Origin of the sequence: uncultured Victivallis sp. (assembly GCA_944389935.1) — a bacterium.
GTDB lineage: Bacteria > Verrucomicrobiota > Lentisphaeria > Victivallales > Victivallaceae > Victivallis.
Map to the genome: position 1 here is coordinate 1 of CALXOE010000001.1, position 16,208 is coordinate 16,208.

At 57.2% G+C, this 16,208-nt stretch carries 12 protein-coding genes and 3 tRNA genes; all 15 read right to left on the reverse strand.

From position 1 onward, the window contains the following. A partial coding sequence (gene rpoC / locus Q0J85_RS00005; RefSeq protein WP_367274565.1) for a DNA-directed RNA polymerase subunit beta' occupies positions 1 to 3,924 on the reverse strand: 3,924 nt, incomplete at its 3' end. Between the two features lie 48 nt (positions 3,925 to 3,972). Beyond that, positions 3,973 to 7,797: a DNA-directed RNA polymerase subunit beta gene (rpoB, locus tag Q0J85_RS00010; protein WP_294477013.1), complete on the reverse strand. Its 3,825-nt coding sequence runs from the start codon at positions 7,795 to 7,797 to the stop codon at positions 3,973 to 3,975. Between the two features lie 364 nt (positions 7,798 to 8,161). Next, complete coding sequence (rplL, locus tag Q0J85_RS00015) at positions 8,162 to 8,551, reverse strand: 50S ribosomal protein L7/L12 (RefSeq protein ID WP_294477014.1); 390 nt, start codon at positions 8,549 to 8,551, stop codon at positions 8,162 to 8,164. 29 nt (positions 8,552 to 8,580) lie between these two features. Next, entirely contained in the window at positions 8,581 to 9,102 is a 522-nt protein-coding gene (gene rplJ / locus Q0J85_RS00020; RefSeq protein ID WP_294477016.1) for a 50S ribosomal protein L10, read from the reverse strand. After that, positions 9,099 to 9,806 (reverse strand): 50S ribosomal protein L1, encoded by a 708-nt coding sequence (rplA, locus tag Q0J85_RS00025; protein ID WP_294477018.1) that lies wholly within the window; start codon positions 9,804 to 9,806, stop codon positions 9,099 to 9,101. Before rplA ends, rplJ begins: the two co-directional genes overlap by 4 nt. Further along, on the reverse strand, positions 9,799 to 10,227 hold the full coding sequence (gene rplK, locus Q0J85_RS00030; RefSeq protein WP_294477019.1) for a 50S ribosomal protein L11: 429 nt from the start codon (positions 10,225 to 10,227) through the stop codon (positions 9,799 to 9,801). The genes rplA and rplK overlap by 8 nt, the downstream gene beginning before the upstream one ends. Before the next feature lie 96 nt (positions 10,228 to 10,323). Next, positions 10,324 to 10,911: a transcription termination/antitermination protein NusG gene (nusG, locus tag Q0J85_RS00035; RefSeq protein ID WP_294477020.1), complete on the reverse strand. Its 588-nt coding sequence runs from the start codon at positions 10,909 to 10,911 to the stop codon at positions 10,324 to 10,326. Between the two features lie 9 nt (positions 10,912 to 10,920). Beyond that, entirely contained in the window at positions 10,921 to 11,163 is a 243-nt protein-coding gene (gene secE, locus Q0J85_RS00040) for a preprotein translocase subunit SecE (RefSeq protein WP_294477022.1), read from the reverse strand. Positions 11,164 to 11,201: 38 nt separating this feature from the next. Beyond that, positions 11,202 to 11,278, reverse strand: a tRNA-Trp gene (locus tag Q0J85_RS00045). Between the two features lie 21 nt (positions 11,279 to 11,299). Further along, on the reverse strand, positions 11,300 to 11,449 hold the full coding sequence (rpmG, locus tag Q0J85_RS00050; protein ID WP_294477024.1) for a 50S ribosomal protein L33: 150 nt from the start codon (positions 11,447 to 11,449) through the stop codon (positions 11,300 to 11,302). Between the two features lie 81 nt (positions 11,450 to 11,530). Further along, positions 11,531 to 12,727 carry an elongation factor Tu gene (gene tuf / locus Q0J85_RS00055; RefSeq protein ID WP_294477025.1) on the reverse strand — a complete coding sequence of 399 codons (1,197 nt, stop codon included), beginning with the start codon at positions 12,725 to 12,727 and terminating at the stop codon, positions 11,531 to 11,533. Positions 12,728 to 12,782: 55 nt separating this feature from the next. Further along, a tRNA-Thr gene (locus Q0J85_RS00060) sits at positions 12,783 to 12,858 on the reverse strand. A gap of 107 nt (positions 12,859 to 12,965) precedes the next feature. Beyond that, positions 12,966 to 13,050: transfer RNA gene (locus tag Q0J85_RS00065), tRNA-Leu, on the reverse strand. Positions 13,051 to 13,238: 188 nt separating this feature from the next. Continuing rightward, positions 13,239 to 15,011, reverse strand: a complete 1,773-nt coding sequence (locus Q0J85_RS00070; protein WP_294477027.1) for a hypothetical protein — start codon at positions 15,009 to 15,011, stop codon at positions 13,239 to 13,241. Then, a complete protein-coding gene (locus Q0J85_RS00075) occupies positions 15,008 to 16,207 on the reverse strand; it encodes a hypothetical protein (RefSeq protein WP_294477029.1) in 1,200 nt (399 codons plus the stop codon). Before Q0J85_RS00075 ends, Q0J85_RS00070 begins: the two co-directional genes overlap by 4 nt. Between the last annotated feature and the right edge of the window lies 1 nt (position 16,208).

A 16,208-nucleotide genomic window follows, 5' to 3' on the forward strand; every position in this document is an offset into this window, starting at 1 on the left:
GATCGGCTCGGCTTCCGCCGGCTTGCCGCCTTTCTCGATCATCTCCCGGTTGACCCGGTCGAACTCCGTCCGGTCGAGCTGTTCGCCCGGCAGATAATCCGTCGAACCAGACTCCGTGATCCGGACTTTCTGCATCATCTGCCGGATGATGATCTCAATGTGCTTGTCGTTGATCTCAACACCCTGCGCACGGTACACCAGCTGGATCGCATCGACCAGATGCCGCTGCAGCTCGTGAATGCCGCAGACCTCGAGCAGCGTATGCGGAACAATCGAACCCTCGGTCAGCTTCTGACCTTTGCGCACAAAGTCGCCTTTGCTCACAGTCAGATGCTTGTGCGCCGGAATGTTGTTGTGCTCCTCGGTCATACCCGACTCCGGATCGCGAATCAGCAGCTGCCGCTTGCCGCGGCTCATCTTGTCGACCTCGATGTAACCGTCGATACGCGCAATCTCGGCAACGTCTTTCGGCACACGCGCTTCAAACAGCTCCGCAATACGCGGCAGACCACCGGTGATGTCCTTGTTCTTCGCCGACTGCCGCGGCACACGCGCAACCACCATACCGGGCGTCACTTTCGCACCCGGCTTGGTCATCAACACCGCTCCCGCCGGCAGCGGATAGTTCGCCAGGAACTGTCCCTCGGGCGAATTGATGACAATCTGCGGATGCAGGTCTTCCCGGTGCTCCATGACCGTCGCCTGATCGGATCCGCCGCGTTTCTGCTTCTGCAGCGTCACGCCCTCAACGAGGTCGTGCAGCTCGACGATACCGGCCTCCTCGATGATGATCGGCACGTGGTTTGCTTCCCAACGAACGAACACCTCGTTGGCTTTCACGGTGTCGCCGTCGTTCTTGTCGAGCACCGAACCGGCCTCGAGTTCATAACGATCGAGCTCCGCTTCCCGGAGAGCATCTCCCCAGAAATCGTAGTCCTTGTTATAGACCGTACCGAGCGCTTCCGCCTCAATCTGGGCACGTTCGCGCGCCGCCTTTTCCGCCGCTTTCGCCACATTCGGGTCGTAGACAATCACATAGCCGTTCTTGTTGACCACGACCGTCTTGCCTTTCTGATTCTTGATCGTGCGCACGTTGAACAGCTTGATCACGCCGTCGTGACGCGAAGCAATGACCGGCTGCTTGTATGCGCTCGAAGCCGTACCGCCGATGTGGAACGTACGCATCGTAAGCTGCGTACCAGGCTCACCGATCGACTGCGCCGCAATGATTCCAAGCGCATCGCCCTCTTTCGCCTGCCGGTCACTGGCCAGGTTGCGGCCGTAACATTTCACACAGACGCCACGCAGCGTCTCGCAGGTCAGCGTCGAGCGGATCAGCACACGCTGAATTCCCCGCTTGTCGATCAGGTCAACGATCTCCGGCGTGAACTCTTCCCCCGCCGAGATGATGAGCCGCCCGTCGGCATATGCCGGGTCGCGGATATCCTGTGCACTGAACCGCCCGAGAATCCGGTCTTTCAGCGGCAGGATCACCTCGTCGCCCTCGATGATCGCGCTGGTCCAGACTCCTTTCGTCGTCCCGCAGTCCTGCTCACGGCAGATGATGTCCTGTGCCACATCGACCAGACGGCGGGTCATATAACCCGAGTCCGCGGTCTTGAGCGCGGTGTCGGCCAGACCTTTGCGCGCGCCGTGCGTCGAAATGAAGTATTCCAGCACCGACAACCCCTCTCGGAAGTTCGAGATGATCGGCCGTTCGATAATGTCACCCGACGGTTTCGCCATAAGTCCGCGCATACCGGCAAGCTGACGGATCTGATCCTTGCTGCCTCGCGCGCCGGAGTCGAGCATCGCGTAAACCGGGTTGATCTCTCCACGGCGCGAGGCCGCTTCCAGACGGGCAAACAGCTCGTTCGCCACCGCGTTGGACGCCTGCGTCCAGATGTCGATGACCTTGTTGTGCCGCTCGCCCTCGGTCAGAAGACCGTTGTTGTACTGATCAAGCACACTGTCGATCTGCGCGCGGGCCGCTTCGATGATCTCCTCTTTCTTCTCGGGAACCTGCAGGTCCGCAATCGAAATCGAAAGTCCGGCCAGCGTCGCGTGACGATAACCGAGATCTTTCAGATCGTCCAGCAGCCGGATCGTCGCATCATGCCCCGCAATGTTGTACGAATCGCTGATGAGGCGTCCGAGATCTTTCTTCTTCGCAATCTGATTGAAAAATCCGAGCCGCGGATCCCAGATTTCATGGAAGAGGCACCGTCCCGGCGTCGTCAGCAGGTATTTGCTCTCCTTGTCGCCGTAGATCGTGTCCTTGCCGTAGTCCGGATTCGGAATCCGCACCGCATCATGAATTTTGATGAAACCGGCCTGCATCGCATACAGCACTTCAAAGAAATCGCGGTAGAGTTTCGCTTTTTCCTTGTTGCGCGGCTCGCAGGTCAGATAGTAGCTGCCGAGCGTGATATCCTGCGTCGGCGAGACAATCGGCTTGCCGTTCGCGGGCGAGAAGATGTTGTTCGGAGCGAGCATCAGCAGCTTCGTCTCCATCTGCGCCTCATTGGAAAGCGGCACATGCACAGCCATCTGGTCACCGTCGAAGTCCGCATTGTACGCCGTACAGACCAGCGGGTGCAGACGGATCGCCGATCCCTCGATCAGCACCGGATCGAACGCCTGAATCGACAGACGGTGCAGCGTCGGCGCACGGTTCAGCATGACCGGATGCCCCTGCGTCACCTCTTCGAGAATATCCCACACCTCCGGCTCGCCGCGCTCGATCATCTTCTTGGCGCCGCGCACCGTATGAGCAAATCCCCGTCCTTTCAAATGCCGGATGATGAACGGCTCAAACAGGATCATCGCCATCTTCTTCGGCAATCCGCACTGATGGATCTTCAGTTCAGGCCCGACCACGATGACCGAACGACCCGAGTAATCCACACGCTTACCGAGCAGATTCTGACGGAAGCGGCCCTGCTTGCCCTTGAGCATGTCCGAGAGACTCTTCAACGCACGGTTGCCCGCACCGGTGACCGCGCGGCCGTGACGGCCGTTGTCCATAAGCGAGTCAACCGCCTCCTGCAGCATGCGCTTCTCATTCCGGATAATGACTTCCGGCGTACGCAGCTGCAGCAGATTCTTCAGCCGGTTGTTCCGGTTGATGACGCGGCGGTAGAGATCGTTCAGGTCGCTCGTCGCAAACCGACCTCCCTCCAGCGGAACCAGAGGACGCAGATCCGGCGGAATCACCGGCAGCACCGTGAGAATCATCCACTCCGGGCGCGAATTGCTGTTCATGAACCCTTCCACCAGACGCAGCCGTTTGGCCAGCTTCTTGCGGATCGCCTTGTTGCGCGTCCCCTCAAGGCTCACCTCGAGTTCCGCTTTGAGCATCGGCAGGTCAACCCGCTCGAGCAATGTCTTGATCGCCGGCGCACCCATATCCGCCGTGAACGCATCGCCGTAGTCATCGACCGCCTGACGGTATTCGATCTCGTTCATCGTCTGCCCGACTTTCAGCGGCGTATCGCCCGGATCGGTCACGACATATTCCTCGTAGTAAATCACGTGCTCAAGCGATTTCGCCGTCATATCGAGCACCAGCCCGATGCGGCTCGGCATGCACTTGAAAAACCAGATGTGCGACACCGGCACCGCCAGTTCGATGTGCCCCATACGCTCACGCCGCACTTTCGCCTGGGTGACTTCCACTCCGCAGCGGTCACAGACGATGCCTTTGTGCTTCACGCGCTTGTATTTGCCGCAGTTGCATTCCCAGTCGCGGGTCGGTCCGAAAATGCGCTCGCAGAAAAGACCGCCTTTCTCCGGTTTGAAACTGCGGTAGTTGATGGTCTCCGGATTCTTCACCTCGCCGAACGACCACGAACGGATCACTTCCGGCGAAGCGACGTTGATCGAAACCGCTCCGAACGAAGAGGCCGAACTCTTGCCCAGCAGCTCCCGGTAAGCATAAGTATTGTCAATCAAGGTAAATTCCTCCTCGAATTAATGTTCGCCCGTCTTCTTCACGGTACGGATGTCGAGCCCGAGGCTCTGCATTTCTTTCAGCAGCACGTTGAAAGATTCCGGTCGACCCGCTTCGAGCACGTTCTGCCCTTTCACGATCGACTCGTAGATCCGGGCACGACCGGCGACGTCGTCCGACTTCACCGTCAGCATCTCCTGCAGGTTGTGAGCCGCGCCATAAGCCTCAAGTGCCCACACCTCCATTTCTCCGAAACGCTGACCGCCATGCTGCGCCTTGCCGCCGAGCGGCTGCTGCGTCACCAGCGAGTACGGACCAACCGCACGCGCATGGATCTTGTTCGCAACCAGGTGGTCGAGTTTGAGCATGTACACATGGCCCACCATCACACGCTGATCGAACTTGTCGCCCGTGCGCCCGTCATAGACGTCGGCCTTGCCGTCATACACCCAGTTGCCGGCCTCATCCTGGCGGAACCCCCAGTGATAATCATGCCCCTCACGAGCCGTGAAAGCATCATTCCCCTCTTTCATAAGCTCGACGATCTTCTCCTCCGGAATACCGTCGAACACCGGAGTCGCGACCTTGATTCCAAGCATCTTCGCCGCCCAGCCGAGGTGCGTCTCAAGCACCTGCCCGATGTTCATGCGGCTCGGCACGCCGAGCGGATTCAGAATGATGTCAACCGGCGTACCATCCTCAAGGAACGGCATGTCCTCAACCGGGACGATGCGGGACACGATACCCTTGTTCCCGTGACGACCGGCCATCTTGTCGCCGACCTGCAGCTTGCGTTTGCAGCCGACATAGACCTTCACCCGCTTGATGACTCCATTGTCCGCATCCGCATACTCATTGCTGCTGTCGCCGAGACGACGACGCTTCTCCTCATTTTCCTGGAACAGCGGAATGAACGTGTCGATGATGCCGGTCAAGGTCTTCTTGAGTTCGCAATCATCCATCCGCCAGCTGTCATAGTGCGCGGCAAGCTTCTGGATCGAGCTCTTCGTGACCTTGCGGTTCGGACTGATGAGCACCGTATTCTCACGCGACGGCGACTGGTCGAAAATCGGATACGGCAACTTCACGCCGAGCATCACATCCGACAACCGGGCGGTCAGATCATCAATGAGACCGTTGTAAACCTCCCGGTAATCGTTCTTCATCATCTTCTCCTGACGCTTCGCCTCCGTCCGGGTCATCGACGCACGGGCCGGATCTTTCGCATACTCAATGCGGATATCCATGACAATGCCGCCCTTGCCGCTCGAAACAGTCAGACTGGAGTCTTTCACGTCAGCCGCCTTTTCACCGAAGATCGCCCGCAGCAGCCGCTCTTCCGGAGCGAGTTCAGTCTCGCTCTTCGGCGTGATCTTGCCGACCAGGATGTCTCCGGGCCCGACCTCGGCTCCCTCGTAGACGACGCCCCGCGTATCCAGATTGCGCAGCGCATCTTCGCTGACGTTCGGAATGTCGCGCGTGATCTCCTCGGGCCCGAGTTTCGTCTCCCGACTCGTGATCTCAAATTCTTCCACGTGAACGCTCGTGTAGACATCTTCTTTCACAAGGCGTTCCGAAACAATGATCGCGTCCTCGAAGTTGTACCCGCACCACGGCATGTAGGCAACCAGCACATTCCGGCCGAGCGCGAGTTCTCCGTCCTGCGTTGCGGCACCGTCAGCGAGGATGTCACCTTTCTTCACGACCTGACCGCGCCGGCAGATCGGCCGCTGGTTCACGCAGGTTCCGGCATTGCTGCGCAGATACTTGTAAAGACGATAATACTGATAGGAGTCTTTCGGCGCATCAGCGGCGGGCAGATTCCCGTCCGGCGTCACGACAATGTGATCGCTGACCACCTCCGCAACGATACCGTCCGCTTTCGCAGCGACCACCGCGCGCGAATCGCGGGCGATACGCGCCTCCAGCCCGGTACCGACCAGCGGCGAATCCGGCATCAGAAGCGGAACCGCCTGGCGCTGCATGTTCGATCCCATCAGTGCGCGGTTCGCGTCATCATGCTCGAGGAACGGAATGATACCGGCCGCCGCACTCACGAGCTGCTTCGGCGAAACGTCCATGTACTGAACCTCTTCGCGCGGATGCTCCTCATTTTCGCTCTTGTAGCGGCTCATCACCGTCGGACGCACAAAACGGCCGTTTTCATCGAGCGGGGCATTCGCCTGCGCGATGACAAACTGCTCCTCCTTGTCGGCGGTCAGGTAGTCGATCTGATCGGTAACCTGACCGTTGACCACTTTGCGATACGGCGTCTCCAGGAATCCGTACTCATCGATGATCGCATAGAGCGACATCGAAGAGATCAGACCGATGTTCGGACCTTCCGGCGTCTCGATCGGGCAGATGCGCCCGTAATGGCTCGGATGAACGTCGCGCACCTCAAACCCGGCACGATCACGCGAAAGACCGCCGGGACCGAGCGCGGAAAGACGACGTTTATTCGTAAGTTCACTCAACGGATTTGTCTGATCCATGAACTGAGAAAGCTGGCTGCGCGCAAAGAAGTCGCGGATCACACCGGCAAAAGCTTTCGGATTGACCAGCTTCGACGGAGTTACATTCGGCTCATCAAACGTCATGCGCTCACGCACCAGACGCTCGGTCCGGAGCAGACCGGCACGGCACTGATTCTGCAGCAGTTCGCCAACGGTACGCACACGGCGCGCGCCGAGATGGTCGATATCGTCGACCTGGCCGCCGGAATGGCGCAATTTGATCAGCATCTTCGTCGCCGCCATGAGATCTTTCGGATCGAGAACGCGCTGCGTGAGCGGAATATCCTGCTTGAGCCGCTCATTGAGCTTGTAGCGCCCGACCGCCCCGAGATCATAACGGCGATTGTCGAAGAACAGCCGCTTGATGAGCAGACGCGCGTTGTTGATGTTGGTCGGATCGCCCGGGCGCATGCGCCGGTAAATCTCTTTCAACGCATCCTCTTCATTGCGCACCTGATCCTTGCGCATGCAGCCGATCAGGTAGTTGTCGCCGTCAGCGACATAAGCGAGCTCAACCTCTTTGATTCCGGCATCGACGAGCTGTTTGAGATGGTTTTCCGTGAGCTGCACAAGCTCGTCAATCACGACAATGTCATCCTCGCTGGTGATGTCATCGATCGTGTAGTATCCGGAAAGATCTTTCTGCTTAAGCAGCTGCGCAACCGTATATTTCTTGACTTCGTAGCACTCCGAAAGGATGTCGCGGTTGGTCGGATATCCGATCGCGCGCAGGAATGTCGTGATATAGAACTTCCGGCGACGGCGGCGACGGTCCAGATAAATAAAGATGAAGTCGTTGATGTCGAACTGAACATCCATCCACGAACCGCGGTCCGGAATGATCCGATAGGAGTAGAGCGTCCGGCCGGACGTGTGGCGCGTCTTTTCAAAACAGATGCCGGGAGAACGGTGAAGTTGACTGATGATCACGCGTTCGGCACCGTTGATGATAAACGTTCCCTGCTCGGTCATGATCGGGATTTCACCCATATAGACACGTTCGGGAATCTCATTTCCATTGATCTTGAGCAGAAAATTCACATAGAGCGGCGCATCGTAGATCTTACCGTCCTTGATGCAGTCAACAACATCGCCCTTATGTTCGTTCGCATTGCCGATTTCATAGGAGACGAACTCAAGCGACATCTGTTTGTCGAAACTCTCGATCGGGAAAATCTCGTTGAAAACCTCCTGAAGCCCCTGATTCTTCCGCTCCGCCGGCGGAACATCGCTTTGCAGAAAGTCACGGTAGGAGTCCACCTGGAGACCGATCAGATCCGGCACATCCAGAACATCCCGGAGTTTCCCATAATTGATTCGTTTTGCCATACCCTGCCTGTCGTTTATGATTCAAAGAAAATTAAAAATTCATATCAAAAATTCAGAAGATTTTTTTTGCCGCAACAGCGCAAGCTCCCGATTTGAGCTCAAATCATCCGAAAAATGCCAAAGCCAAAACACAAAGAAACCGACCTGCCGGCAAAAAACCACACCAACAGTTCGGAAATATCTGATTTTTTTCTAAATGAAAGACGACACAAGTCGAAAAAACCACCAACTTATGCCGCCCGCAGCGCAAATTCAACAAAAAACCACATTAAAAAGCGCCGCCGGAGAGTGGGTCCAAGACCCGGATACGGAAAAACGGCGGGAGACGCCCGATGCGTCTCCGCCGTGGGAAATCAAAGTAAAATTACTTGACTTCAACCTTAGCACCAGCTTCTTCAAGCTGCTTCTTGATCTTCTCGGCTTCGTCCTTGGCAACCGCTTCCTTGAGCGGTTTCGGAGCACCTTCGACAAGATCCTTGGCCTCCTTGAGACCGAGACCGGTGAGTTCGCGGACAACCTTGATGACGCCGATCTTCTTCGCAGCATCGAAGCCGGCGAGGATCACGTCAAACTCGGTCTTCTCTTCCTCGGCAGCAGCAGCGGCGGCAGCCGGGGCCGCGGCGGCAACCGCAACCGGAGCCGCAGCGCTCACGCCGAGACGCTCTTCAAGAGTCTTGACCAGCTTGGAAAGCTCCAGAACGGTCATATTCTCGACATACGAGACGAACTCTTCCATCTTGTTTTCTTCCGACATGTTAAATGCCTCCATTATTGTTCGTTGGCTTACTGTTTTTCAACTTTGTCTTTATAGGCATTGAGCACGTTCAGGATGCTCGCAGCCTTGGCATTGAGAACGCTGACCAGATTCCGCGACGGAGCCTGCAGCACACCGAGCAGCATCGCCTGAAGCACCGGCTTCGAGGGCAGCTCAGCAAGATTGCCAACCTGGGCAGGGGTGAGAATCTCACCCTCCATATAACCACCCTTGGCGGCGAGTTTGTCATTCTTCTTGCCGAAATCAAGCAGCAGTTTCGCAACCGTGCTGCAATCTCCACGGCCGAACACCATCGCGGTCCCCAACGTAAAATCGATGGCATCCGTTCCGTTGATGTTCAGAAGTTCGCAAGCTTTCTTGATCAGCGTGTTCTTCAACACGTGACAGGAAGCATTGGCATTCGCCAACTGCTTGCGGAGTTCCTCCAGCTCTTTGACCTTGAGGCCGGAGAACGAGACGAAGTAGACATAATCGGAAGAACCGATCTTTTCACTGATCTCTTTGACCAGAAACTGCTTTTCGCTTCTCATTCCTTACCCCTCGCCAACTCTTTCGGATTGATCTTGATCCCCGGCGTCATCGTCGCGGTGATCGTGCAGGAGAGGATGTAAGCTCCTTTCGCAGTCTGCGGCTTCGCTTTCTGGATCGCGTCGACAATCACATCGAAATTGCTCTTGAGCGCCGCATCTTCAAAAGAGAGCTTGCCGAACGGAACGTGGACACAGGCTCCACGATCGGCACGAAACTCCGCACGACCGGCTTTCGCCTCGCGAACAGCATTGCCGATCTGATCGGTAACCGTACCGGTCTTCGGGTTCGGCATAAGTCCGCGCGGACCAAGCTGACGACCAAGCGGACGCACAAGGCGCATCGCGTCAGGCGTGACAATCAGGATATCAAACTCCTGCCAGCCGCCCTTGATCTTTTCAACCACATCTTCAAATCCGACAAAATCCGCGCCGGCTTCTTTCGCCTCAACTGCGGCGGCGCCGTCGGCAACAACCGCAACCCGGATGCTCTTGCCGGTACCGGCCGGAAGCGCAACCGCTCCGCGAACCGTCTGGTCGGATTTCCGGGGATCAATGCCGAGCTTGAACGCAACCTCAGCGGTCTGATCGAATTTCACTCCCGGAAATTTCTTGAGAAGAGCGATCGCTTCCGCCACACCATAACGCTGCTGCGGATCGTACCCCTCGATCTCAATCTGCTTCTTGTAAAGCTTACTTCTACGCATCGACCACCTCAATTCCCATGCTGCGCGCGGTTCCTTCGATGATGCGCATTGCCGCTTCCTCGCTGCGGGCGTTGATGTCAGCCTTCTTGATCTGAACGATTTCACGGATCTGCGCACGGGTAATCTTGCCGGCCTTTTCATAGCCCGGCTTCTTAGCCGCGGAAGCCACTCCCGCCGCCTTCTTCACAAGGACGGCCGCCGGGGGCGACTTGCAGATGAACGTGAACGACCGGTCCTGGTAGACCGTGATCACGACAGGAATAACCATCCCGCTCTGTGACTGAGTGGCGGCATTGAACTGCTTACAGAAGTCCATGATGTTGCAGCCGGCCTGCCCGAGGGCGGGACCGATCGGCGGTGCAGGCGTCGCTGCGCCGGCAGGAATCTGCAACCGGATCAGACCTGTAACCTTCTTTGCCATGATTATATTCCTTTTCCCGATTCAAAGGTGGTCCGGACCGGCAGGTATCCCGCCACCAGTGAATCTAACGACATGTTACAAAAGTTCGAGTCACCGTCAAACGGTGCGCTCGACCTGCCAGAACTCCAACTCGACCGGGGTCGAACGTCCGAAAATCGACACCATGAGCTTCAACTTGCCACGCTCGTTGTCAATCTCCTGAATCGTTCCCTCGAAATTCTCAAACGCACCATCCTTGATGCGCACAGTTTCACCAATTTCAAATTCCACTTTCGGCCGCGCAGCAGCACTCTCTCCAGCCTGCACCGGACGAAGCAGATCCTCAACCTCGGCATCCGACAGCGGCGTCGGCTTGTTCGTCCCGCCGAGAAACCCGAGAACTCCCTGAACGCTCCGAACAAAATACCAGGCCTTTTCATCGATCATGCCGAGATCATCATAAAGATCCATCCGAACCCAGATATAACCCGGAAAAAGTTTGCGGGTCGTCGTCCGTTTCGTCCCCTGACGAACCTCCGTCACTTTCTCCGTCGGTATGAACGCTTCATAGACCGGGACCTGATCGCCGTTCTGAAGCTGACGCAAAATCGTATCACGAACCTTATTCTCATGGCCGGAGAGCGTGTGAATCACAAACCACTGTCCACGATTGTCCCGCTCGGTGTTGACTGAATCGTTCATCATTCTCTCTCTTTAAAACTTACCGACCGTAATCAGACGGATCACCCACGCCGCAACCCAGTCAACCCCGGCGACAAAACACGCCAGAATCACAATGCAGATCACAACCAGCACCGTGGATTCAAAAAGCTGCTGACGGTTCGGCCAGGTACAACGACGCAACTCGGCCACAGTCTCAGAAATAAAACGCCGAATCTTACCCGTAACCAAATCATAACCGGCGACCGCACCTACGCGCTTTTTACCGTTGTCCATCTGATTTCCTACCTGGTTCTCAACTGTTTCACAAAAAATGGCAGGAGAGGTGAGGCTCGAACTCACGACCTGCGGTTTTGGAGACCGCCGCTCTAGCCAACTGAGCTACTCTCCTGACTGTAAACGCCATTCCGATTCAGCGGGTCTCTTTGTGGACCGTATGCTTACGCTCGAATTTGCAGTACTTTTTCTTTTCCAGACGCTCGGGCGTATTACGCTTCTCTTTCATCGTCGTGTAATTGCGCCGCTTGCACTCTGTGCATTCCAAAATAACCAGTTCACGCATAATTTCTTACCCTAGTGTTACACGAAACTCCCGAGCCGCCGCATAACCGACGGCCCGGGGGATTTCTACGGGGCCGAATAATTACTCGATGATCTCGGTAACCCGGCCGGAGGCAACCGTGCGGCCGCCTTCACGGATCGCGAAACGCAGACCCTTTTCCATCGCGATCGGAGCGATCAGCTCAACCGTGATCGTGGTATTGTCACCCGGCATAACCATCTCGGTGCCCTCTTTCAGGGTAATCGTGCCGGTCACGTCGGTCGTACGGAAGTAGAACTGCGGACGATAGTTGTTGAAGAACGGCGTGTGACGGCCACCCTCTTCTTTCGACAGAACGTAGATCTCGCCCTTGAACTTCGTGTGCGGGGTCACGCTGCCCGGCTTGGCCAGAACCTGACCGCGCTCGACGTCCTCTTTCTTCGTGCCGCGGAGCAGGCAGCCGATGTTGTCGCCGGCCTGGCCCTGGTCGAGAAGTTTCCGGAACATTTCGATACCGGTAACGGTCGTCTTCACCGTCGGCTTCAGACCGATGATCTCAACTTCGTCGTTGAGCTTGATGATTCCGCGCTCGACACGGCCGGTCACCACGGTGCCGCGACCTTCGATCGAGAAAACGTCCTCGATCGGCATCAGGAACGGCTGGTCAACATCGCGCTTCGGCTCCGGAATGAAGCTGTCAACCGCATCCATCAGATCAAGAATGCACTGGCAGGCCGGATTGTTCAGATCGCCCTCGGCCTCGACCGCCTTCAGAGCGGAACCGCGGATGATCGGAGTATCGTCGCCCGGGAAGTCATAGCTCGAAAGCAGCTCACGGATCTCCATCTCAACGAGCTCGAGAAGCTCGGGGTCGTCAAGCTGATCAACCTTGTTCAGGAACACCACGATCGCCGGCACACCCACCTGACGGGCGAGCAGCACGTGCTCACGAGTCTGAGCCATCGGGCCGTCGGTCGCCGCAATCACGAGGATCGCACCGTCCATCTGCGCCGCACCCGTGATCATGTTCTTCACATAGTCGGCGTGTCCCGGGCAGTCGACGTGCGCATAGTGACGATTCTCAGTCTGGTACTCAACGTGCGCGGTATTGATCGTGATGCCGCGCTCCTTCTCTTCCGGAGCGTTGTCAATCTCATCGTACCTGCGGACTTCACCGCCGAACTTCTTGTTCAGCACCATGGTGATCGCGGCAGTCAGAGTCGTCTTGCCGTGGTCGACGTGACCGATGGTACCGATGTTGACGTGAGGCTTGGTTCTTTCGAATTTTTCCTTAGCCATTTTTCCCTCCTGAAAGGTTTAGAGTTTTTCGCCTGAAATTTTCCAATTCGATACATGGAGCCCACAAGCGGACTTGAACCGCTGACCTCATCCTTACCAAGGATGTGCTCTACCGACTGAGCTATGTGGGCATAACCCAACCATAAAACCGACCGCTTCCGACAAATAGACCGGCATGTCTTTCCACACGCCGGCTTATATTCCCGCATCCGGAACCGTTCTTTATCTGATAAAAAAATGGTACTCGAGGGGGGACTTGAACCCCCAAGGATTGCTCCATATGGACCTCAACCATACGCGTCTGCCAATTCCGCCACCCGAGCACGTCTGTTGTTGTGACCGCCTCGATCTTGTCGATTCCGTCAATCACATTTCCTAATATATTCCATTTGACTCCATTTGCAAATCAAAAAAACAGTTTTTTTTAAAAAAAACCGCTATTCTCTCTCGCAAACCCTGTTTTCTCCCTCAAAATCGCCGCGCTCAAGGCGTGCTTCGACCGATCACTGCCTCAACGACGGAGCCTGAAACCGTCTTCTCCCCCGATTTCGACGCCATCGATTTTCCGTTTTTCCGTCCCTGTCGTTCGCGGATTCCCTTGTTCCACCGGAAACTTTCCATTCCGATAAGCGAGTGCGCCACCCGTTCGCGGATCAACCCGCACCGCCCCGGAAACTCCTTTGAGCTCCTCAAGCGTCGCTGGAAATGCCCCGCGCTCTTTGTGATATCGGTCCAGCTCAAGCGCAACCCGACCTGCCCGCAACTTACGCACAAGCGCAAAATAACGGGCGACCGTCCCATCCGCCTCGCGGAGCGCAATGAGCCCGGGGAGCGTTCCAATCGGAAGATTCCCGGACCAGGCCCGGTATCCGGCGGACTTCCCCGGTTCGGCGATCACAGCGGCGAACATCCGCATCCCCTCCAAATAGACTGCCAGACTTTCCGCTCTGGACCACTCCAGTACGGGAAAAATTCTCCCAAGACTGCGCCAGTTGCTCCCCCCGTTCATCTCCGACAGCGGATCAAAACCGGAAAGCAGATTCCAGGAGGCCTCGCTCTTCAACGCCGCTGGAAGAATTTTTCCGAATTCAAGCTCCGTCAATGCCAGGTCGGACGCGAAAAAATCCGCCTCATTCTTCCCATACACTCCGAACTCGTTCAGCAGACGCTCGAGGGCACCGAGACGGCGGAACTCCATCTCCATGACGGTGCGGCAACCCGAGAGCAGAGGTTCGCCGCTTAATTGACGGCGCAGTGTGCCCAGAACGCTCCAACTCTCCTCCACCCGGCGGCTGTTGCCGACGGCGGCGGATGCGTAGAATTTGAGCCGTTCAAGCGTTTCAAGTTTCCGGTAGCGCGCGAGAAGTTCCGTTCCCTGCGCTCCTGCGCCCGCACTCCCCGGCTTAAACACAAATCCGAGGCGTGCCGCCTGAATCCGTCCGATTTCAGCGAGCGCCTCCATGGTCGCCCCGTGTTCAAAGACGAATTTCTCCATCTCCACGTAGGAGTCAGGGGAAACGTTCTCGATCCGGACACCCTCCGCGAGACGGGTCAGCTCCTCCGGGACCGCAGGCAGGCGTGTCAGAGCACGTACCGCATCAGCCCCGTTTTTGCCCGAAAGACGATAACCCGAAGCGAGCTCGGATGCCGACATCAGAAACGATTCCGCCCGAAGCCGGGCTGTCTGCTCCCGGCAGGCCGCCTCCGCAACCGCAGCCTCATAACGTACATATCCCCAGGCAGCCGCAGCAACGGCAAACAGGAGAAGAATCCGCCCCCAGGTGCTGAAGGAAACCGCCCGCATCTCTCCCGTCACAGAACGCACCTCGGCAGAGCGCACCAGCATCCCCGTCGCTCCCCAGACCAGAACCAGAAACAGAGCGGCAACCCAGAAATTCAACACTGCGGCCAGAAACGCCATGGGAAGCGATATGTAGTTCATCCGCAAGGTATTGACATATCCAGGAATCCGGCGGCGAACACTCTCAAGCCGATCCCCCCAGAGACGTGAAAACGAAAAAAAACCATAAATCTCAACGGGATCCATTCCCTCCCGGGCATGAATGAGATTCGCCAGGCGAATCACGCTCCGGCGATAATGGACCGCGAGCGCGACCAGTGCTCCAACACTCATGACTCCGACCACTATCGCCCCTGTGAGTCCGGCCCGCGCATCCGCAGCAGCCCAGAAGCCCCCGACTTGAAGCAATGTCCAGGGGAGCGTCAGCAAAGCGGTCTGCGCCAGGTTGGTTCGCGCGAGCGCGCGTTTCACTTCCTCCATCACTCCACGCCCCGTTTCCCGTTATCGATCGCGATGTTCCGTCGTTTGAAAGTCGGAATATCCAGCTCTTCGTTCCCCCACTTTACTTGCGGTCCCCGCTCCATGACACCTTTGGAGACCGGTTCGAGCGGGAGCGTCAACTGATCTCCGTCCACGGCGTGAGCCGCAGGAGACGTCGTGCGCGTTCGCCGTGGATGCGAGACAGAACTGCTGCGCAGAAGTTCCGAAGCCTCGCTCTCCGCATCGAATTTGACGGTTATGGCCGCAAGCAGAATTTTATCCGTCCACTCCTCTCCCGTCGCAGCCCCCACGATCAACTGCGCTTCCGGCTTGACCTGACGTGCTGCCAACTCAAGAATCTGGCGGCTCTCACCCAGTGACAACTCCGGTCCGCCGAGCAAGGTAACGATCACCGCATCCGCAGCGCCAAGTTTATCCGCACCGCCCAGAAGCGGAGATTGCAACAACCGCTCCATCGCGGCCTCTCCACGCTTGCCCGCATCAATCTCACCCGAGGCAATACCGACTCCGATGCTGCAGAAACTCTTCTTCTTTTTCAGCAGCGTAATGAAACTGCCGAAATCAGCCGCGAGCAGATTCCCGTGCAGCAGCACCATCGTGAGCGCCAATACCGTGCGGGACAACTCCTGATCGGCGAGTTTGAACGCATTCGACAAAGGTGTAGTCGACTCCAGCACCGAAAACAAGAGGTCATTCGGCAGGCAGATCACGGCATCCGCCAAGCCGAGCAGTTCGTTTTTCACCGTATCCTCGGCGATCTTGCGCCGGCTGTGCCCCTCCAGCGTAAACGGCAGAGTCACAACGAAAAGCGTCGGAATCTCCAACTTCCGCGCCACCGAGAGAACCACCGGCATGCCACCGGACGCCGTTCCCCGGCCGAGACCACCCACCACCAGCAGAAATGAAACCCCGTCAAGCAGTTTCTCGATGTGGGTTCGCTCGTGCGCGACCACCCGCTGCCCGTCGATGACATTGCCGCCGCAGCCGCGCCCGTTGCGCCACCGTTCTCCGGCCAGAAGCCGGCAGCTCTCCTCAAGACCGCAGGCTTCCAGACCCGCAACATCGCTGTCGATCGCAATCAGCCGGAGCGGAGCAGCCAGCGGATTCTCTTTCAAAATTCCGACGATCCGGCAGCCGCTGCCGCCGATCCCGAGAACAGTGATCTTCTTCTGGTCCATC